This window comes from Pseudomonas rhizoryzae (genome assembly GCF_005250615.1).
GTDB lineage: Bacteria > Pseudomonadota > Gammaproteobacteria > Pseudomonadales > Pseudomonadaceae > Chryseomonas > Chryseomonas rhizoryzae.
The window spans coordinates 156,959-175,316 of record NZ_SULM01000005.1; the positions used below are offsets into that span (position 1 = coordinate 156,959).

Below are 18,358 nucleotides of genomic sequence, written 5' to 3' on the forward strand. Positions count from 1 at the left end.
GATGCACAGATCATCGGGCGTGAAACCCAGCCTTCCCCGGCGCCTGGCGCTGGGCGCCGCGGCCTTGTCCCTGCTGGCGGCCAGCGTGTTCAGCCAGGGCGTGATGGCGGACGCCGCCAACACCACGGGTCTGGCCGTCACCGACAAGGAGGTCACCGTCGGCCAGTTGCATTCCGCCACCGGCACCATGGCCATCTCCGAGACCGGCGCCATCCAGGCCGAGCGCCTGGCCATCGAGCAGATCAACGCCCAGGGCGGGGTGCTCGGCCGGCAGATCAAGATCGTCCAGGAAGACGGCGCCTCCGATTGGCCGACCTTCGCCGAGAAGGCGAAGAAGCTGCTGGAGGCCGACAAGGTCGCCGCGGTGTTCGGCTGCTGGACCTCGGCCTCGCGCAAGGCGGTGCTGCCGATCTTCGAGAAGGACAATGGCCTGCTCTACTACCCGACCTTCTACGAAGGCCTGGAGCAGTCGAAGAACGTCTTCTACACCGGCCAGGAAGCCACCCAGCAGATTCTCTCGGCGCTGGACTGGCTGGCCAAGGAGAAGGGCGCCAAGACCTTCTACCTGGTGGGCTCGGACTACATCTGGCCACGCACCTCGATGAAGATCGCCCGCAAGCACATCGAGAACGTGCTGCACGGCGAGGTGGTGGGGGAGGAGTACTACCCGCTGGGCGGCACCCAGTTCGGCTCCCTGACCAACAAGATCAAGCTGAAGAAGCCCGACGTGGTCTTCGCCGCGGTGGTCGGCGGTTCCAACGTGGCCTTCTACAAGCAGCTCAAGGCGGCCGGCATCACCGCCGCCAAGCAGAATCTGCTGACTCTCTCGGTGACCGAGGACGAGATGCTCGGCATCGGCGGCGAGAACATGGCCGGCTTCTACTCCTCGATGAAGTACTTCCAGACCCTGGACAACCCCAACAACAAGACCTTCGTCGAGGCCTTCAAGGCCAAGTACGGCAAGGACGCGGTGATCGGCGACGTGACCCAGGCCGCCTACCTCGGGCCCTGGCTGTGGAAGATGGCGGTGGAGAAGGCCGGCAGCTTCGACGTCGACAAGGTGGTCGCGGCCTCGCCGGGCCTGGAGCTCAAGACCGCGCCGGAAGGCTACGTGAAGGTGCATGACAACCATCACCTCTGGAGCCGCTCGCGCATCGCCCAGATTCAGCCGGACGGCACCTTCAAGGTGGTCTACGAGTCGCCCGAGCTGATCGAGCCTAACCCCTTCCCCAAGGGCTACCAGTAGAGCGACTGGCAAACCTACTGCGCGTCCGCCAGGCGGGCGCGTGCAGTGCTCGGAATCCTCATGTACCGCTCGTACACTGCGGTTCCTGCGCGCCGCCCGCACCCGCCTGACAACCGCTCGCTACGTTTTGTCAGCCGCTCTAAGCCGTGTCTGACCGGGGCCGCCCACGCGGCGGTCCCGCCCACCTTCGCGGGAGAGTCTCATGGAAAGCTTATCGGACTTCGGCGCGATCGCCGTGATGCAGGGCTTCAACGGCCTGTCGGTGTTCTGCGTGCTGCTGCTGATGGCGCTGGGCCTGGCGATCATCTTCGGGCAGATGGGGGTGATCAACATGGCCCATGGCGAATTCCTCGCCGTCGGCGCCTACACCACCTATGTCGTGTCGACGCTGATCCAGCATCATTTCCCCGCCTTGCAGCCCTATTATTTCTTCTTCGCCATCGTCCTGGCCTTTTTCGTCGCCGGCGCCATCGGCTGGCTGGTGGAGTGGGCGATGATCAGCCGGCTGTATCAGCGGCCGCTGGATACCCTGCTGGCCACCTGGGGCCTGTCGCTGATCCTGCAGCAACTATTTCGCTCGGTGTTCGGCGCCCGCGAGGTGAGCGCCGAGATGCCGGAATGGCTGATGGGCTCCTGGAGTCCGACCGCCAGCATCGACATTCCCAAGAACGGCCTCTTCGTCATGGCGGTGACGGTGCTTTTGACCCTCACCCTGTTCCTCATGCTGTACCGCTCGCGCTGGGGCCTGCAGGTCCGGGCGACGGTACAGAACCGGCTGATGGCCCGCGCCGTGGGCATCAACACCCGGCGGGTGGACCGCATGACCTTCGCCCTGGGCTGTGGCGTGGCCGGGGTGGCGGGCGCGGCCTTCACCACCATCGGCTCCATCGGCCCCACCGCCGGCTCGCTGTACATCGTCGATACCTTCCTGGTGGTGGTGTTCGGCGGCGCGGCCAGCCTGCTCGGCACTATCGCCTCGGCCTTCGGCATCGCCCAGGCGCAATCGCTGCTGGAGTTCTTCCTGTCCGGCTCCATGGCCAAGGTGCTGACCCTGTCGGCGGTGATCCTCATCCTGATGCTGCGGCCCCAGGGGCTGTTCTCGGCAAAAGTCCGCAAGTAGGGAGCGCGAGATGAACAAGGCAATCGACAACCTGCTCGGCGGTCGCCAGGGCGCCCTCGGCCTGCTGGTGCTGGCCGCGCTGATCCTGGTGGTGTTCCCGCTGGCGCTGGATACCTTCCGCCTCAATCTGGTCGGCAAGTACCTGACCTATGCCTTCGTCGCCGTGGGCCTGGTGCTGTGCTGGGGCTACGGCGGCATCCTCAGCCTCGGCCAGGGGATCTTCTTCGGCCTCGGTGGCTACTGCATGGCGATGTTCCTCAAGCTCGAGGCCTCGGACCCGGTGAGCACCAAGATCCAGTCCACTCCCGGCATTCCGGATTTCATGGACTGGAACCAGATCACCGAACTGCCCTGGCTCTGGCAGCCGTTCCACAGCTTCGGCTTCACCCTGGTGGCGGTGATCGCGGTGCCGGCGCTGCTGGCCTTCGTCATCGGCATGGCGATGTTCAAGCGACGGGTAGGGGACGTCTATTTCTCCATCGTCACCCAGGCCATCGCTGCTATCCTGAGCATCCTCATCATCGGCCAGCAGGGGCTGACCGGTGGGGTCAACGGCATTACCGACCTGAAGACGGTTCTGGGCTGGGACATCCGCCCGGACAGCGCCAAGGTCACCCTCTACTTCATCAACGCCGGGCTGCTGTTCGCCTGCATCCTGCTCGCCCGCTTCGTGCTGGCCTCCAAGCTCGGCCGGCTGCTGGTGGCGATGCGTGACAAGGAAGAACGGGTGCGCTTCTCCGGCTACGACGTGGCCAGCTTCAAGATCTTCGTGTTCTGCGTGGCCGCGGCCTTCTCGGCGGTGGGTGGGGCCATGTTCGCCCTGCAGGTGGGCTTCATGTCGCCGTCCTTCGTTGGCATCGTGCCTTCCATCGAGATGGTCATCTTCGCCGCCGTCGGCGGGCGCCTGTCGCTGCTCGGCGCGGTGTACGGCACCCTGCTGGTGAATTTCGGCAAGACCTACTTCTCCGAGTCCTTCCCCGAACTCTGGCTGTACCTGATGGGCGGGCTGTTCATCGCGGTCGTCCTCTACTTCCCCAATGGTCTCGCCGGCCTGTGGAAGAGCCATGGCCTGCCCCTGGTCGCCCGCCTCAGACGCCAGCCGGCTCGCACCGCCGCCGCGCCGGCCAAGCCCACCGCTGCCAAACCGTCCCCGCTGGAGACCACGCCATGAATACCAGTCCGATCGGTTTCCAACTGGCCAAGCCGGTGCTGGCCATCGAAGGCCTGACCGTCTCCTTCGACGGCTTCAAGGCGGTGAACGACCTCAACCTCTATGTCGATCGCAACGAGGTGCACGTGGTGATCGGCCCCAACGGCGCCGGCAAGACCACGGTGCTCGACCTGATCTGCGGCAAGACCCGCGCCACCGCCGGTAGCATCGAATTCAACGGCCGCGAGCTGACCAGGATGAAGGAGTTCGACATCGTCCGTGCCGGCGTTGGCCGCAAGTTCCAGAACCCTTCCATCTACGAGAACCTCACGGTGTTCGAGAATCTGGAGATGTCCTATCCCGAGGGCCGCAAGGTATTCGGCGCGCTGTTCTTCAAGCGCAGCGCGGCGGTGATCGCGCGGGTGGAAGAGGTGGCCGGACAGATCTTTCTCGCCGAGCTGCTGCACCAGCAGGCGGACCTGCTCTCCCACGGCCAGAAGCAGTGGCTGGAGATCGGCATGCTGCTGATGCAGGACCCGGAACTCTTGATGCTCGACGAGCCGGTGGCGGGCATGAGCGTGTCCGAGCGGGCCCAGACCGCCGAATTGCTCAACCGGATCAGCGAGGGCCGCTCGGTGCTGGTCATCGAGCACGACATGGAGTTCGTCAAGAGCATCGCCCACAAGGTCACGGTGCTGCACCAGGGCAAGGTACTGGCCGAAGGCAGCATGGAGGCGGTGCAGAGCGATCCGAAGGTCATCGAGGTGTACCTGGGGCACTGATCCTCTTTTTCCATCCAAGCAGCCGATCACGGAGATCCCGGCCATGTTCACCATCCAGAATCTCGTCTCCGGCTACGGCCAGAGCCGCATCCTCCACGAACTCAGCCTGGACGTGGCGAAACAGGAAATCGTCGCCGTCATGGGCCGCAACGGCATGGGCAAGAGCACCTTCTTCCGCAGCCTGATGGGTATCCTGCCGAGTTGGAGCGGCAGCGTGGCGGTGGACGGCCAGGACGTCTCCACCCTGGAGACCCACCAGCGCGTCGAACGCGGCATCGCCTACGTACCCCAGGGGCGGATGATCTTTTCCCACATGACGGTGCTGGAGAATATCCAGACCGGCCTGCCGGCCTCGGCGAAAGGCAAGGTGCCGGACGATCTCTATGCGCTGTTTCCGGTGCTGCACGAGATGCGGCAGCGCAAGGGCGGCAACCTCTCCGGCGGCCAGCAGCAACAGCTGGCTATCGCCCGCGCCCTGGCCACCAATCCCAAGGTGCTGCTGCTGGACGAACCGACCGAGGGCATCCAGCCCTCGATCATCAAGGACATCGCCCGCACCTTGAAGGAGATCCGCACGATGCGGGACCTGACCATCGTGGTCTCCGAGCAGGTGCTGTCCTTCACCCTCGACATCGCCGACCGCTTCCTGGTGATCGAGAAAGGCCGCTTCGTGGTGGAGGAGACCCGCGACAAGGTCGATGAGGCGACCATCAGTCGCTATCTGTCGGTTTGAGAGCCTGTTCAGGGTCTGCTGCGCTGCGCTATCCACATCAGTCGCGGCGGCCGCCGTAGGTTGGGTTGAGCGCAGCGAAGCCCAACAGTGTCCGGGACACAGGCACTGTTGGGCTTCGACGATAGAGCCGTCTCAACCCAACCTACGGTCTATCGCCGCCATGGCGGCGATGACGCAGCATATCCCTCAGGACGCCCGGGCCAGCACCGCGTGCAGCAGCACGTTGGCGCCCGCGGCCAGGTGCTCCTGCTGGGCGTCCTCCAGTTCGTTGTGGCTGATGCCGTCCTTGCACGGCACGAAGATCATGGCGCTGGGCGCCACCGCGGCCAGGTAGACGGCGTCATGGCCGGCGCCGCTGACCACGTCCATGCTGGCCAGCCCCAGGGTGTCCGCCGCGCGCCGCACCAGCCCGATGCAGTCGGCATCGAAGTGGCAGGGCTTGAAGTAGACGACCTGTTCCACGGCGACCTCCAGCCGGGAATCGCTGGCCATCAGCGCCGCGCAGCTGTCCCGTAGCGCCTGATCCATGGCGGACAGCACGGCGTCGTCGAGGGCACGCAGGTCGACGGAGAACTTGACCGTACCGGGGATGGTGTTGCGCGAGTTGGGCGACACCTGCATGAAGCCGACCGTGGCCCGCGCATGGGGGGCGTGGTCGAGGGCGATCTGGTTGATCCGTTGTACCAGCTGGGCAGCGGCCAGCAGCGCATCGTGACGCTGGTTCATGGGCGTGGGACCGGCGTGGGCCTCCATGCCGGTGACGACCACGTCGTACCAGCGCTGGCCCAGGGCGCCGGGGACCACGCCGATGGTCAGGTCATGGGCCTCGAGGACCGGTCCCTGCTCGATATGGGCCTCGAAATAGGCATCGAACATCCCGTTGGGCACCTCGCCGGGCGCCTGGCTGCCGGCGTAGCCGATGCGCGCCAGTTCACCGCCCACGGTCAGGCCGTCGATGTCCTGTTGCGGCAATACCTCGTCCAGGCCGAAGGCACCGCTGAACACGCCGGAGCCCATCATGACCGGGACGAAGCGCGAGCCTTCCTCGTTAGTCCAGGCCACCACCTCCAGAGGCGCGGCGGTGCGGATGCCGGCGTCTTCGAGAGTGCGCAGCACCTCCAGGCCGGCGAGGACGCCGAAGTTGCCATCGAACTTGCCGCCGGTGGGCTGGGTATCGATATGGCTACCCATGGCGATGGCCCGGCGACTGGGGTCGCTGCCTTCACGGCGGGCGAAGATGTTACCGATGGCGTCCACCCGTATGCCCAGCCCGGCTTCCCGGCACCAGGCCACGAAGAGGTCACGGCCCTGGCGATCCAGGTCGGTCAGCGCCAGGCGGCAGACACCACCCTTGGCGGTGGCGCCGATCTCGGCGAGGTGCATGAGGGACTGCCAGAGGCGGTCGGAGTTGATCTGCAGGGTCATGGATAGCTCCAGTCAGGACAGACGCTGGCCGGTCAGGCGACGGGCCAGGGCGATGAGGGAGAGATCGCTGCCACGCGGGCCGATCAGCGATAGCCCCAGGGGCGCGCCATCGATCTGCAGCAGCGGCAGGGAGAGCTGGGGGCAGCCGGACAGCACCGACAGGCAGAGCAGGCGGATGGACAGGTTGCGGTAGTCCTCCAGCGCTTCCTCCGAGGTGCTCAGCAGCGGTGCGACGTCGGGCATGGTCGGCAGCAGGAGTACGCCGTCTCGGCCGAGCAGCGCCTGGAATCTGTCGGCGAAGTCCCCGGCCGTCTGCCTGGCGGACGCCACCTGGCCGTCGTCGAGGGTCTGGGCCCAGGCCACGCGCTCCTTCACGCCCGGACCGAGCTGGACCGGGTAGCGGGACAGGAAGTCGCCCTGGTTTTCCCAGACCTCGCGGCCCTGGATGTGGCGGAACGCCCAGTAGAGGTCGTCCAGGGGCAGCAGCGCGCCCTGGACCGGGGTCGGCAGCAGTTCGAGCTCGTCCAGCAGGGCGCGGGTGGCCTCACGGGCGCTGGGGGTGACCAGGGCCAGGAGGTCGGTCGCCAGCAGCAATCGCGGCAGCGCCGGCAAGGGGGTGGGGTCCGCGCCGAGCAGGACGTCGCCGACCTGGGCGAAGGTGTTCAAATCGCGGGCGAACCAGCCGCAGGTATCGAAGCTGTGGGCCAGCGGCATGCAGCCGTCCAGGCTGATACGGCCGTGGGTGGGACGCAAGCCGATCAACCCACAGTGGCTGGCCGGTGCCCGTACCGAGCCGCCGGTGTCGGTGCCGAGGGCGAAGTCGCAGAGGCCGTTGGATACCGCCGAGGCCGAGCCGGAACTGGAGCCACCGGGAATCCGCAAAGGCGCGGCGCCATTGCGCGGCGTGCCGAAGTGGGCGTTCTTGCCGGTCATGGAAAAGGCCAGTTCATCGGTGATGACCTTGCCGGTGAAGCGGGCACCGGCCTCCAGCAATTGCCGGACGACCGGGGCATGGCTGGACTTGAGTCCGGACGCGGCGAGCTTGTGCGGGTTGCCGCAGCCGGTGGGATAGCCGGCGACGTCGAAGAGGTCCTTGACGGCGAAGCTCAGGCCGTCGAGAGGGCCATTGTCCGCGTGGGGCACGGGACTGGCGGGGTAGGGCAGGTAGCAGTGCGCGTGGGCGTTCATGGGGGCTCCGCAGGCGTTCGAACGAGATTCAGTGAGGGGCGCTGGGCGATGCGGTCTGCGCCAGTTGCCAGCAGGCCGCGCGGTGGCCATGACCGAGGGGGGTCGCCTCCGGCACCGCCTGGTGGCAGTGTTCCTGGGCCAGGCCACAGCGCTCGGCGAAGGCACAACCAGGCGGCAGGCGGGCCAGGTCCGGCGGGGCGCCGCCGATGCTATCCAGGCGCCGGCCCTTCTGCAGGGCACCCTCGCTACGGCTCTTCAGCAGCGCCTGGGTGTAGGGATGGCGGGGTTGGGTGAGCAGCACGGCCGCCGGGCCTTCCTCGACGATGCGCCCGGCGTACATCACCGCCATGCGGTCGGCGACCTCGGCGGCGGCGCCGATGTCATGGGTGACGAAGACGATGGACAGGCCCAGCTCGCGTTGCAGCTCGCGCAGCAACAGCAGGATCTGGATCTGCACCGTGGCGTCCAGCGCCGTGGTCGGCTCGTCGGCCAGCAGCACCTGGGGATTGCAGGCCAGGGCCAGGGCGATCATCGCGCGCTGGCGCATGCCGCCGGACATCTCATGGGGGAAGGCGTCGAGGCGCCGCTCCGGGCTGGGGATGCGCACCCGTTCGAACAGTTGCAGGGCGCGCGCCCGGGCCTCGGCCTTGCTCAGTCCTTCGTGGCGGCGGATAGCCTCGCTGATCTGCTGGCCGAGGGTATAGACCGGGTCGAGGGCCAGCAGCGGCTCCTGGAAAATCATGGCGACGCGCTTGCCACGCAGCTGGGTCAGTGCCTTGGACGACAGCGCCAGCACATCCTCCCCGGCGATCTGCAGGCCGCCGGCATAGCGGGTGGTCTTTTCCGGATGCAGCCGCATCAGGGCACGCAGCGTCACGCTCTTGCCGGAGCCGGACTCGCCGATCAGTGCCAGCACCTCGCCCTGGCCGACCTCCAGGGACACCCCGTTGACCGCCTGGATGCGCTTGCCCGGCGGGTGGAATTCCACGTGCAGGTCACGCAGCTGGATGAGGGCCTCAGACATGGCTCGCCTCCGGGGTCGGGGTGGATTCCAGGGCGTAGCCGGAGGCGGGCTCGTAGCGCAGGCAGGCCACGCTGCGTCCCGGCTCGGCCTCGGCGAAGCGCGGCGCGCGCTGGGCGCAGACGGCTTGGGCGAACTCGCAGCGGGTATGGAAACGGCAGCCGGGCGGGGGCGCTATGGGATTGGGCGGATCGCCCGCCAGCGGGGCTTCCTCGGTCCGGTGCAGGGGATCGGTACTGGGCATGGAGCGCAGCAGCGCCCGGGTGTAGGGGTGCAGGGGGCGCTCGAACAGGGCCTCGGCTTCGCCCACCTCGACCACCTCGCCGAGGTACATGACCAGTACCCGGTCGGAGACGTAGCGCACCACATTGAGGTCATGGCTGATGAAGACGTAGGTCAGCCCTAGCGCCTCCTTGAGGTCGGCCAGCAGGTTCAGCACCTGGGCTTCCACCGACTTGTCGAGCGCCGAGACGGATTCGTCGAGGATGATCAGCCGCGGCTCCAGCGCCAGCGCCCGGGCGATGTTGACGCGCTGCCGCTGGCCGCCGGACAACTCGTGGGGATAGCGCCCGGCGAAGCGACTCGGCTCCAGCCCGACCCGTGCCAGCAGGTCATGGGCGCGGGCCAGAGCCTGGGCGCGGGAAACGCCATGCACGCTCGGGCCGAAGGCGATGGAGTCCTCGATGGTCATGCGCGGATTGAGCGAGGCGTAGCTGTCCTGGAAGACCATCTGGGTCTGCCGGCGATAGTCGCGTAGCGGCAACACCTCGCCGACGGTCTGGCCATCGAACACCAGCTCGCCGCTGTCCTGGCGGGTGAGCTGCATCAGTAGCCGGGCGGTAGTGGACTTGCCACAGCCGGACTCGCCCACCACGCCCAGGGTCTCGCCCTTGAGCAGGGTGAAGCTCACGCCGTCCACCGCGCGTACGGCCAGGCGCTCACGGCGCAGGCTGAAACCGCTCTTCTTCAAGGGGAAATGCTTTTTCAGGTCGCGCACGATCAGCAGCGGCTGGGCGGGACCACCGAGGTCGCGCGGATCACGCGGGGCTGACAGGGGAGACGGGCTCATTGCTTGACCTCCATGGCCGACCGCAGGCCATCGGCGAGCATGTTGAAGGACACCGAGGTGATGAAGATCAGCAGGCCGGGCAGGGCGGCTACCCAGGGCTGGCTGTAGATGGCGGTGCGCAGGGTATTGAGCATCAGCCCCCACTCGGGCTCGGGCGGCTTGACGCCGAGGCCAAGGAACGACAGTCCGGAGGCCAGGATCATCGACACCGAGATCAGGCTGGTGGCATAGACGAAGATGGGCCCTATCACGTTGCCCAGCACGTGCTTGCGCACGATCAGCAGGGCCGAGGCGCCACTGGCCCGCGCCGCGTCCACGTAGTCGCTGCGCCGCACCGCGGTGGTCACGCTCTCGGCGATGCGGGCGATCTGCGGCACGAAGACGATGGTCAGGGACACCAGCGCATTGGTGATGCCCGCCCCCAGGGCGCCGGACAGAGCGATGGCCAGCAGCACCGAGGGGAAGGCGTAGAGCACGTCGATGCAGCGCATGATGACCGTGTTCAGCCAGCCCCCGGCGTAGCCGGCGACGACGCCGAGGGTGCCGCCGAGGACGAAGGCCAGGATCACCGGGGCGATACCCATGAACAGCGACAACCGGGCGCCGAGGATCAGCCGCGAGAGCAGGTCCCGGCCGAGTTCGTCGCCGCCCAGCGGCAGCCCCGGCGTGCCGATGGGCTTCAGCCGCTTGAGCATCGAGGTGGCGAAAGGATCGTGGGGCATGATCCAGGGGGCGAACACCGCCATGAGGATCAGCAGCAGGATGATGCTGGCCGAGACCATCGCCAAGGGGTTACGCACCAGGCGGTGCAGCACGTTGGCGAGGTGGCTGCGCGAGCGCGCGATACCGGGCGCGGCGGGGGTGAGGGACGTCTGGATGGCGGCGGTCATGTCAGCCTCGTTCGATACGGGGGTCGAGGACGGTCTGGAGGACGTCGACCAGCAGGTTCAGCAGCACGAAGAACAGCGCCAGGATCAGGATCGAACCCTGCAGCAGCGGCAGGTCGCGCTGGAAGATCGCCTGGTTGAGCAGGAAACCGGTGCCGGGCCAGGCGAACACCGTCTCGATCAGGATCGAGCCGCCCAGCAGGTAACCCAGTTGCAGGCCTACCACCGCCAGGGCGGTGGGCGCGCAGTTCTTCACCACATGGCGCAGCACCCCGCCTTCGCTCAGGCCGCGGGCGCGCAGGCCGATGACGAATTCCTGCGCCAGGGTGTCCGCCACCAGGGCCCGCACGGTACGGGCGACGATGCCCATGGGGATGAAGGACATGGTCACCGCCGGCAGGATCAGGTACTGGACGTGGGCCCAGTCCCAGCGCCAGTCGCTGGAGCCGCCCGGTCCGGCGCCGGTGGCCGGCAGCCACATCAGCTGGGCGGAAAAGACGATGACCAGCACCATGCCCAGCCAGTAGTTGGGCAGGCTCACGCCGATGACCGAGACCAGCGAGGCCAGGCGGTCGGCCCAGGAGTTGCGGAAGTAGCCGGCGACGAAGCCGAACAGCGAGCCCAGGCTGAAGCCGATCAGGCTGGCGAGGACGGCGATCATCAGGGTGTTGCCGACCGCCTTGAGTACCTCGCCGGTCACCGGCCGGCTGGTGGCGATGGAGGTGCCCAGGTCGCCGTGCAGGGCGCGCCAAACCCAGCGCAGGAATTGCTCCGGCAGCGGTCGATCGAAGCCGTAGACCCTCATCATCTGCCGTTGCAGCTCGGCCGAGGCATCGGCGGGCAGGATGGATACCAGCGGATCGCCTGGCGCTATGTGCACCAGCATGAAACAGAGGAAGGCCACCCCGAGCATGATGGGTAGCGCATAGAGCAGACGGCGAAGCAGATAGCCGAGCATGGTGGTAAGCCTCCGGGCCTATGGCTGCGGGAGTCCGTGCCGAAAACGAAGGTGACCGCCCCGGGGGGCGGTTCAGGCGGCGTCAGTCCATCGTCATGGTGGCGATGTCGATGAACCAGCTCCGGGGTTGCACCACGTGCCCGATCTTAGGCGAGAGGGCGCGCGGGCCGACGTCGTGGGCGACGAAGAGGAAGGGCGCCTCGTCGACGATGTTGGCGTGCAGCACGCCCAGCGCCTGGTTGCGCGCCTGTTCATCGAAAGACGTGCGGGCCTTGGCGATGAGTTGGTCGGTCTGCTCGTTGGTGTAGTAGCCCCAGTTGTTGGAGACCGGCGGTAGGGCCTTGCTGCTGACGAAGCGCACCATGGCGAAGAAGGGGTCCATGGTCGCCGCGCTGACGTTGGTGGCGTCCGCCCCGTGCGCCGCCGGGTCCTTGGCACCGAGGCGCCAGCTTGAATAGAGGGTGTTCCATTCCAAGACGTCGAACTGCACGTCGAAGAAGCACTGCTTGAGGTTTTCCTGGATGTACTCGTTCATCGGCAGCGGCTGCATCTGGCCGGAGCCCGAGGCTGAGGTTTGCACCTTGATCTTGGCCGGGTGGTCGGCGGAGTAGCCGGCGTCGGCCATCAGCTTCTGCGCCGCGGCCACGTCGTAGCGGACCTGGAAGCTGGGCGAGCCACGCCAGGGGTCGCCCGGCTCCACCACCCCGGTCGCCGGCTCCATCTGCCCGCTGAGCAGGGTCTTGAGTTCGTCCCGGTTCACGCAGAGGTTCGCCGCCTGGCGCACGCGCTTGTCATGGAACGGCGATTGCGGCAGCAGGGAGAATTGCCAGGGCCAGAGGTGCGGCTGCAGGTTGGAATAGATCTTGTAGCCACGCGCCTTGATGGCATCGAGGGCATCCGGTGCCGGCGCTTCGATCCAGTCCACCTGGCCGGACAGCAGGGCGGCGGTGCGGGCGCTGGCCTCGGGCAAGGGCAGCAGCACCACGTGCTCGATGTGCGGGCGGCGCTTGGGGTCCCAGTAGGCGGGGTTGGCCGCCAGCTCCAGGCGCTCGCGTGGGACGAACTTGGCCATCTTGAACGGACCCGTGCCGGAGGCGTCGGCGGCGAAGGCCGTCCAGGCCTGCTGGGCGCGCTCCGCCGGATCGGTCACGGCGGCCGGTACGGCGTCGAACTTGGCCTGCCAGTGGGTCGGCGAGGCCATGAACAGGTTGGTGAGGTTATAGGGCAGGAAGGAGTCCGGTTCGGAAGTAGTGAGCTCGACGGTATAGGGGTCGATCACCCGGGCCGACCTCAGGGTCGGCATGCGCGAGGCCGTGACGCCGATCTGCGAGGGATCGTATTGCGGCGCCGCCTTGTTCAGCACTTTGTCGACGTTCCACACCACCGCCTTGGCATCGAAAGGCGAGCCATCGTGGAAGGTCACGCCCTGGCGCAGCTTGAAGATCCACTTGGTGTGGTCGTTCGGGTCGACCGCCCAGGATTCCGCCAGGTCGGGAATGAGCACGCTCGGCTTGTCCGCCGCGCTGAGGTCCCACTGGGTCAGGCCGTCGTAGAGGGTGATACCGGTGAAGCGGTTACCCTCGTAGCCCTGGTCCGGCTGGCCCAGGGTACGGGGGATGTCCCCTGCGGTCATGGCGATGCGCAGGGTCTTCTCCTGCGCCGCGGCCAGGCCGCTGCCGCCCAGGGCGCAGGCCAGGGCGAGGGTCAGACCGGCAAGCCGGGCAATCGGCGCGGAACGGTTGGTGTCATCGCTCATCGGTATCCCTCATCGGTATCCCTCATCGGTTGAAGTTGGCTGAGGGTGAAAAAGCAACGCACATGCCAATCGATACTAAAGTATCGATTATCGATTCAATTTTGCGGTCACCTGGGGTGAGGGGGCGTGCCAAACGGCCCTCCGTATCAACCGGGAGCCCAAGCCGCCCACCTGGCCACATTCAAAACGGTGCGCAGACCCGCGGGCCGTGCGCCGTTAGTGCGCGAGGGACTCGGAAATGCTGCGGGCGCAGTCGCGCACCAGGGGCGCGAGCCGCTGCGTCGCCTCTTCCAGGGTCCAACGGCTGGTCGGTGGCGAGAGGTGCACGGCCCCTGCCGGCATGCCGTGTCGGTCGACGATGGGGGCGGCGATGCCCATGTCGCCGAGGAACAATTCCTCGCAATTGATGGCGTAGCCCAGGTGGCGAGCGGTCTGGATGCGGGTGAGGATGGCCTCGACATCGGTCAGGGTGCTCGGTGTGCGGGCCTCGCGCGGCGCGGCGGCCAGCACGGCCCGTACTTCGGCGTCGTCCAGGCACCCCAGGTAGGCGCGGCCCGAACTGGTGCAGTACATGGGAATGCGCATCCCCACCGGGGTGAGCACGGGGATGGTCTGGGTCGTCATGATCTGGGCGATGTAGACCATGCTCTGGTCGACCGGCTCGGTGAGGCTGGCGGTCTCGCCGGAGGCCTGGGCGAGCTGGGCCAGGTAGGGATGCGCCAGCCGCACCAGGGGATGCCCCACCAGGTAATTGAAACCCAGTTCGATGACCTTCGGCAGTAGCCGAAAGCGCCGCGTGTGGGCGTCCCGGCCGACGTAGCCCAGAACTTCGAGGGTGTGTACGGCGCGCTGCGCGGAGGCCTTGTTCATATCGGTCAGCCGCGCGATCTCGCCGAGCGTCAGGCTGCGCTGCGCCATGAAGGTCTGCAGGACCTGCAAGCCTTTGCCCAGGGATAGATTGAATAGCGGGTCAGGGGTGGCGGGCGGGGTCGAGTCTTCTGCACTCATCGACGGGTCCAGGCTTGAGCGGGTTGCACCAACCTCGGGTTGGCGGTGAGAGCCGGCAGGGCGCCGCCGACGAACTGTAGCGCAATCATCGATCAGGAGGACGGGACCACGTTCAACCTCCAGAGGCAGGGCTCCTCGAGGCGGTCGCTACGTCATCCAACGTATTTCCCCCTTTCGTCCCTGCATCAAGACTAGCTCCCGGCACCCACCCCGGCCCCGATACGCGGGCCCCACCAGGTCCAAGGAGCTTCGTCATGACCGATACCCTGATCAAGGTCGACCTCACCCAGGCCGCCACCGAGAACGAGAACGTCCACAACCGCTGGCACCCGGACATCCCCATGGCCTGCTGGGTCAAGCCGGGTGACGACTTCATCCTGGAAACCTATGACTGGACCGGTGGCGCCATCAAGAACGACGACGACGCCAGCGACGTGCGCGATGTCGACCTCTCCACCGTGCACTACCTGTCTGGTCCGGTGGGGGTAAAGGGCGCCGAGCCGGGCGATCTGCTGGTGGTCGATCTGCTCGACATCGGCGCCAAGGCCGATTCGCTGTGGGGCTTCAACGGCTTCTTCTCCAAGCAGAACGGTGGCGGCTTCCTCACCGATTACTTTCCCTCGGCGCAGAAATCCATCTGGGACTTCGAGGGGATGTTCACCAAGAGCCGGCACATTCCGGGCGTGCGCTTCGCCGGGCTGATCCACCCCGGTCTGATCGGCTGCCTGCCGGACCCCAAGCTGCTGGCCAACTGGAACGCCCGCGAACAGGAACTGATCGACAGCAACCCGACCCGGGTACCGCCGCTGGCCAACCCGCCGTTCGCCGCCACCGCGCACCTGGGCAAGCTCACCGGCGCCGCCCGCGATGCCGCCGCCGCGACCGGTGCCCGCACCGTGCCGCCGCGCGAGCACGGCGGTAACTGTGACATCAAGGATCTCTCCCGTGGCTCGAAGATCTTCTTCCCGGTCTACGTCGAGGGCGCCGGACTCTCGGTGGGCGACCTCCACTTCAGCCAGGGCGATGGCGAGATCACCTTCTGCGGCGCCATCGAGATGGCTGGCTGGGTGCACATGAAGGTCGAGCTGATCAAGGGCGGCATGGCCAAGTACGGCATCAAGAATCCCATCTTCAAGCCCAGCCCCATCGTGCCCACCTACAACAACTTCCTGATCTTCGAAGGCATCTCGGTGGACGATGCCGGCAAGCAACACTACCTGGACGTCAACTTGGCCTACCAGCAGGCCTGCCTCAATGCCATCGAGTACCTGAAGAAATTCGGCTACAGCGGCGCCCAGGGCTATTCGCTGCTGGGCTCGGCGCCGGTGCAGGGGCATATCAGCGGGGTGGTCGACATCCCCAATGCCTGCGCCACCCTCTGGCTGCCGACCGACATCTTCGAATTCGACATCAACCCCAGCGCCGCCGGCCCGACCCGCTACCTGGACGGCAGCATCGACATGCCCATCGCCTACGACAAGTAGCGGCCCGCCCGCCAGGAGTTCGCCATGCCGATCTACGAATACGCCTGCCCGCACTGCGGTGACTTCACCCTGCTGCGACCCATGGCCCAGCGCGACGAACCTTGCGCCTGCCCCGACTGCGCGACGCCGAGCCCGCGGGTGATCCTCAGCGCGCCGGGCCTCGCGACCCTGGCCGGGGGCCAGCGCCGCGCCCATGAGACCAACGAGCGCGCGCGCCACGCGCCCCAGTCGCTGGAAGAATACAAGGCCAGGCGCAGCCACGGTGCCGGTTGCAGCTGCTGCGCGCCGAGCAAGCCGGTGGCGCGCAGCAAGGCCAATCCCCATGGACTGAAGACCAGTCCGTCCAATCGGCCCTGGATGATCAGTCACTGATCTCCGCGTCATCCCTATCGAAGGAGCAACCCGATGCGCCATGGCGATATCTCCAGCAGCCCCGACACCGTCGGCGTGGCTGTCGTCAACTACCGGATGCCGCGCCTGCATAGCAAGGCGGAGGTCCTGGACAACGCCCGCCAGATCGCCGCGATGATCAAGGGCATGAAGCTCGGCCTGCCGGGCATGGACCTGGTGGTGTTCCCCGAGTACAGCACCATGGGGATCATGTACGACCGCGACGAGATGATGGCCACCGCCGCGACCATCCCCGGCGAGGAGACGGCGATCTTCGCCGCCGCCTGCCGCGAGGCCAGGACCTGGGGCATCTTTTCCCTCACCGGCGAGCGCCACGAGGAGCATCCGCACAAGGCCCCGTACAATACCCTGGTGCTGATCAACGACCAGGGCGAGATCGTGCAGAAGTACCGCAAGTGCATTCCCTGGTGCCCCATCGAAGGCTGGTATCCCGGCGACCGCACCTACGTCAGCGAGGGCCCTAAGGGCCTGAAGATCAGCCTGATCATCTGCGACGACGGCAACTACCCGGAGATCTGGCGCGATTGCGCGATGAAGGGCGCCGAGATGATCGTGCGCTGCCAGGGCTACATGTACCCGGCCAAGGAACAGCAGGTGCTGATGGCCAAGACCATGGCCTGGGCCAACAACTGCTATGTGGCGGTGGCCAACGCCGCCGGCTTCGACGGGGTGTACAGCTACTTCGGCCACTCGGCGCTGATCGGCTTCGACGGTCGCACCCTGGGCGAATGCGGCGAGGAGGAGATGGGTATCCAGTACGCCCAGCTGTCGGTATCGCAGATCCGTGATGCCCGCGCCAATGACCAGTCGCAGAGCCACCTGTTCAAGTTGCTGCACCGCGGCTACACCGGCGTCTACAACTCCGGCGATGGCGACAAGGGCGTGGCCGATTGTCCTTTCGACTTCTACCGCACCTGGGTGCTGGATGCGCAGAAGGCCCAGGCGGACGTCGAGCGGATGACTCGCTCCACCATCGGGGTGGCGGACTGCCCGGTGGGCGAGTTGCCTCATCCGGGCCAGGAACGCCAGCTCGGCTGAGGTGGGCCGCGAGGGGAGGGAGCATGCCATTCGTCAACGATCTGTTGGAGCACAACCGCAGCCAGCTGGCCCCTGGGGGCCAGGCGCCGCTGCCCTCGCGCTTCCTCTTCGAGCCGGCGGCGGTCATGGCGCTGCTGCGGGGGCGCATCCTCGGCCAGGACAGGGTGCTCGACCAGGTGGAAGCCCTGCTCAAGGTGGTCAAGGCCGACATCGGCGACCCGGAACGGCCGCTGGGCGTCAGCCTGTTCATCGGGCCCACCGGGGTCGGCAAGACCGAGATCGTGCGGCTGCTGGCCCAGGCCATCCACGGGCGCGCGGACGCCCTCTGTCGCATCGACATGAACACCCTGGCCCAGGAACACTACGCCGCGGCCCTGGCCGGGGCACCGCCGGGTTACGTGGGCAGCAAGGAAGGCACCACCCTGTTCGATGCCGAGGCCATCGCCGGCAGCTATGGCCGCCCCGGCATCGTGCTGTTCGACGAGCTGGAAAAGGCCGATCGCCAGGTCATCCGCACCCTGCTGAACGTGCTCGACAGCGGCCAACTGGTGCTCAGCGCCGGCAGCAAGCGCCTCGACTTCCGTAACGCCCTCATCTTCATGACCAGCAACCTGGGCGCCCGCGCCGTGCAGGCCTACCGCGCCCGCTTCGAGCGTGGCTGGCGACGCTGGCTCAACCTGTTGCCCCTTGACCAGGGTCAGGTGTTGGAAGAGTCGCTCCATGAGCACTTCGACCCGGAATTCCTCAACCGCATCGATCGGATCCTGGCCTTCCAGCGTCTCGAGCACGACTGGCTGCCCGGCCTGCTCGACATCGAACTGGCCAAGCTCAACCAGCGCCTGGCCCGGCGTGGGCGCAGCCTGGAATTGGACGACACCGCCAAGGCCTTCCTCTGCCAGGGGCACGATGCCCGCTTCGGCGCCCGCGACCTGGTCCGGCGCCTGCGGCGGGTGTTGGAGCCGGCGGTGGCCGCTTTTCTGCTGGAGCAGCCTCAGGCCCAGCGCCTGGTGGCGGAAGAGCGGGGCTCAGGATTGCAGGTCCGCGCTCTCGATTAGACGACCCTCAGGCGCGTGCTAGCTGCC

At 67.0% G+C, this 18,358-nt stretch carries 17 protein-coding genes and 1 other RNA gene; 10 read left to right on the forward strand and 8 right to left on the reverse strand.

Features of this window, described 5'->3' with window-relative positions; all coding sequences use genetic code 11:
- Position 1 precedes the first annotated feature (1 nt).
- The 6 genes from urtA (at position 2) to urtE (ending at position 5,031) form a co-directional block, all read left to right on the forward strand.
- Positions 2-1,246 carry an urea ABC transporter substrate-binding protein gene (gene urtA / locus FAZ11_RS09325; protein WP_058771909.1) on the forward strand — a complete coding sequence of 415 codons (1,245 nt, stop codon included), beginning with the start codon at positions 2-4 and terminating at the stop codon, positions 1,244-1,246.
- Between the two features lie 60 nt (positions 1,247-1,306).
- Positions 1,307-1,382, forward strand: a non-coding RNA gene (locus tag FAZ11_RS09330) — sX9 sRNA.
- Positions 1,383-1,448: 66 nt separating this feature from the next.
- Entirely contained in the window at positions 1,449-2,366 is a 918-nt protein-coding gene (gene urtB, locus FAZ11_RS09335) for an urea ABC transporter permease subunit UrtB (RefSeq protein WP_058771910.1), read from the forward strand.
- A gap of 10 nt (positions 2,367-2,376) precedes the next feature.
- Complete coding sequence (urtC, locus tag FAZ11_RS09340; RefSeq protein ID WP_058771911.1) at positions 2,377-3,537, forward strand: urea ABC transporter permease subunit UrtC; 1,161 nt, start codon at positions 2,377-2,379, stop codon at positions 3,535-3,537.
- Entirely contained in the window at positions 3,534-4,298 is a 765-nt protein-coding gene (gene urtD, locus FAZ11_RS09345) for an urea ABC transporter ATP-binding protein UrtD (protein ID WP_058771912.1), read from the forward strand. Before urtC ends, urtD begins: the two co-directional genes overlap by 4 nt.
- 43 nt (positions 4,299-4,341) lie before the next feature.
- Positions 4,342-5,031, forward strand: a complete 690-nt coding sequence (gene urtE, locus FAZ11_RS09350; protein ID WP_058771913.1) for an urea ABC transporter ATP-binding subunit UrtE — start codon at positions 4,342-4,344, stop codon at positions 5,029-5,031.
- Positions 5,032-5,217: 186 nt separating this feature from the next.
- Here the strand turns inward: urtE and FAZ11_RS09355 are convergent, their stop codons facing one another.
- From FAZ11_RS09355 to FAZ11_RS09390, 8 genes are all read right to left on the reverse strand, one after another.
- Positions 5,218-6,456 carry a Zn-dependent hydrolase gene (locus tag FAZ11_RS09355; protein WP_058771914.1) on the reverse strand — a complete coding sequence of 413 codons (1,239 nt, stop codon included), beginning with the start codon at positions 6,454-6,456 and terminating at the stop codon, positions 5,218-5,220.
- Between the two features lie 12 nt (positions 6,457-6,468).
- On the reverse strand, positions 6,469-7,644 hold the full coding sequence (locus FAZ11_RS09360) for an amidase (RefSeq protein ID WP_058771915.1): 1,176 nt from the start codon (positions 7,642-7,644) through the stop codon (positions 6,469-6,471).
- A 28-nt stretch (positions 7,645-7,672) separates the two neighbouring features.
- The gene (locus FAZ11_RS09365; RefSeq protein WP_058771916.1) at positions 7,673-8,668 is read right to left on the reverse strand and encodes an ABC transporter ATP-binding protein; all 996 of its coding nucleotides are present in this window, start codon (positions 8,666-8,668) and stop codon (positions 7,673-7,675) included.
- Entirely contained in the window at positions 8,661-9,734 is a 1,074-nt protein-coding gene (locus tag FAZ11_RS09370; protein WP_058771917.1) for an ABC transporter ATP-binding protein, read from the reverse strand. The genes FAZ11_RS09365 and FAZ11_RS09370 overlap by 8 nt, the downstream gene beginning before the upstream one ends.
- Positions 9,731-10,624 carry an ABC transporter permease gene (locus tag FAZ11_RS09375; RefSeq protein WP_058771918.1) on the reverse strand — a complete coding sequence of 298 codons (894 nt, stop codon included), beginning with the start codon at positions 10,622-10,624 and terminating at the stop codon, positions 9,731-9,733. The genes FAZ11_RS09370 and FAZ11_RS09375 overlap by 4 nt, the downstream gene beginning before the upstream one ends.
- A 1-nt stretch (position 10,625) precedes the next feature.
- Positions 10,626-11,579, reverse strand: coding sequence for an ABC transporter permease (locus tag FAZ11_RS09380; RefSeq protein WP_058761926.1), 954 nt, complete (start codon positions 11,577-11,579; stop codon positions 10,626-10,628).
- A gap of 82 nt (positions 11,580-11,661) precedes the next feature.
- Entirely contained in the window at positions 11,662-13,335 is a 1,674-nt protein-coding gene (locus tag FAZ11_RS09385; RefSeq protein WP_058771919.1) for an ABC transporter substrate-binding protein, read from the reverse strand.
- A 216-nt stretch (positions 13,336-13,551) separates the two neighbouring features.
- Entirely contained in the window at positions 13,552-14,343 is a 792-nt protein-coding gene (locus FAZ11_RS09390) for an IclR family transcriptional regulator (protein WP_058771920.1), read from the reverse strand.
- 254 nt (positions 14,344-14,597) lie between these two features.
- Here FAZ11_RS09390 and fmdA point away from each other — a divergent pair, with 254 nt between their 5' ends.
- From fmdA to FAZ11_RS09410, 4 genes are read left to right on the forward strand one after another with little or no spacing between them, the layout of a single operon-like run.
- Positions 14,598-15,827 carry a formamidase gene (gene fmdA, locus FAZ11_RS09395; RefSeq protein ID WP_058777142.1) on the forward strand — a complete coding sequence of 410 codons (1,230 nt, stop codon included), beginning with the start codon at positions 14,598-14,600 and terminating at the stop codon, positions 15,825-15,827.
- 24 nt (positions 15,828-15,851) lie between these two features.
- Positions 15,852-16,199 (forward strand): FmdB family zinc ribbon protein, encoded by a 348-nt coding sequence (locus tag FAZ11_RS09400; RefSeq protein ID WP_058773079.1) that lies wholly within the window; start codon positions 15,852-15,854, stop codon positions 16,197-16,199.
- A gap of 33 nt (positions 16,200-16,232) precedes the next feature.
- Positions 16,233-17,276, forward strand: coding sequence for an aliphatic amidase (locus tag FAZ11_RS09405; protein ID WP_137279196.1), 1,044 nt, complete (start codon positions 16,233-16,235; stop codon positions 17,274-17,276).
- A 23-nt stretch (positions 17,277-17,299) separates the two neighbouring features.
- Positions 17,300-18,331: an AAA family ATPase gene (locus tag FAZ11_RS09410; RefSeq protein ID WP_058773081.1), complete on the forward strand. Its 1,032-nt coding sequence runs from the start codon at positions 17,300-17,302 to the stop codon at positions 18,329-18,331.
- The last annotated feature ends 27 nt before the right edge of the window (positions 18,332-18,358 follow it).

What these genes read in the sequence shown, in the direction of transcription:
- FAZ11_RS09375 (WP_058771918.1), bottom strand. Translation starts at nt 10,624, where the DNA reads ATGACCGCCGCCATCCAGACGTCCCTCACCCCCGCCGCGCCCGGTATC.
- urtC (WP_058771911.1), top strand. Translation starts at nt 2,377, where the DNA reads ATGAACAAGGCAATCGACAACCTGCTCGGCGGTCGCCAGGGCGCCCTC.
- urtA (WP_058771909.1), top strand. Translation starts at nt 2, where the DNA reads ATGCACAGATCATCGGGCGTGAAACCCAGCCTTCCCCGGCGCCTGGCG.
- FAZ11_RS09380 (WP_058761926.1), bottom strand. Translation starts at nt 11,579, where the DNA reads ATGCTCGGCTATCTGCTTCGCCGTCTGCTCTATGCGCTACCCATCATG.
- fmdA (WP_058777142.1), top strand. Translation starts at nt 14,598, where the DNA reads ATGACCGATACCCTGATCAAGGTCGACCTCACCCAGGCCGCCACCGAG.
- FAZ11_RS09410 (WP_058773081.1), top strand. Translation starts at nt 17,300, where the DNA reads ATGCCATTCGTCAACGATCTGTTGGAGCACAACCGCAGCCAGCTGGCC.
- FAZ11_RS09360 (WP_058771915.1), bottom strand. Translation starts at nt 7,644, where the DNA reads ATGAACGCCCACGCGCACTGCTACCTGCCCTACCCCGCCAGTCCCGTG.
- urtB (WP_058771910.1), top strand. Translation starts at nt 1,449, where the DNA reads ATGGAAAGCTTATCGGACTTCGGCGCGATCGCCGTGATGCAGGGCTTC.
- FAZ11_RS09370 (WP_058771917.1), bottom strand. Translation starts at nt 9,734, where the DNA reads ATGAGCCCGTCTCCCCTGTCAGCCCCGCGTGATCCGCGCGACCTCGGT.
- FAZ11_RS09365 (WP_058771916.1), bottom strand. Translation starts at nt 8,668, where the DNA reads ATGTCTGAGGCCCTCATCCAGCTGCGTGACCTGCACGTGGAATTCCAC.
- urtD (WP_058771912.1), top strand. Translation starts at nt 3,534, where the DNA reads ATGAATACCAGTCCGATCGGTTTCCAACTGGCCAAGCCGGTGCTGGCC.
- FAZ11_RS09405 (WP_137279196.1), top strand. Translation starts at nt 16,233, where the DNA reads ATGCGCCATGGCGATATCTCCAGCAGCCCCGACACCGTCGGCGTGGCT.
- FAZ11_RS09390 (WP_058771920.1), bottom strand. Translation starts at nt 14,343, where the DNA reads ATGAGTGCAGAAGACTCGACCCCGCCCGCCACCCCTGACCCGCTATTC.
- FAZ11_RS09355 (WP_058771914.1), bottom strand. Translation starts at nt 6,456, where the DNA reads ATGACCCTGCAGATCAACTCCGACCGCCTCTGGCAGTCCCTCATGCAC.
- urtE (WP_058771913.1), top strand. Translation starts at nt 4,342, where the DNA reads ATGTTCACCATCCAGAATCTCGTCTCCGGCTACGGCCAGAGCCGCATC.
- FAZ11_RS09385 (WP_058771919.1), bottom strand. Translation starts at nt 13,335, where the DNA reads ATGAGCGATGACACCAACCGTTCCGCGCCGATTGCCCGGCTTGCCGGT.
- FAZ11_RS09400 (WP_058773079.1), top strand. Translation starts at nt 15,852, where the DNA reads ATGCCGATCTACGAATACGCCTGCCCGCACTGCGGTGACTTCACCCTG.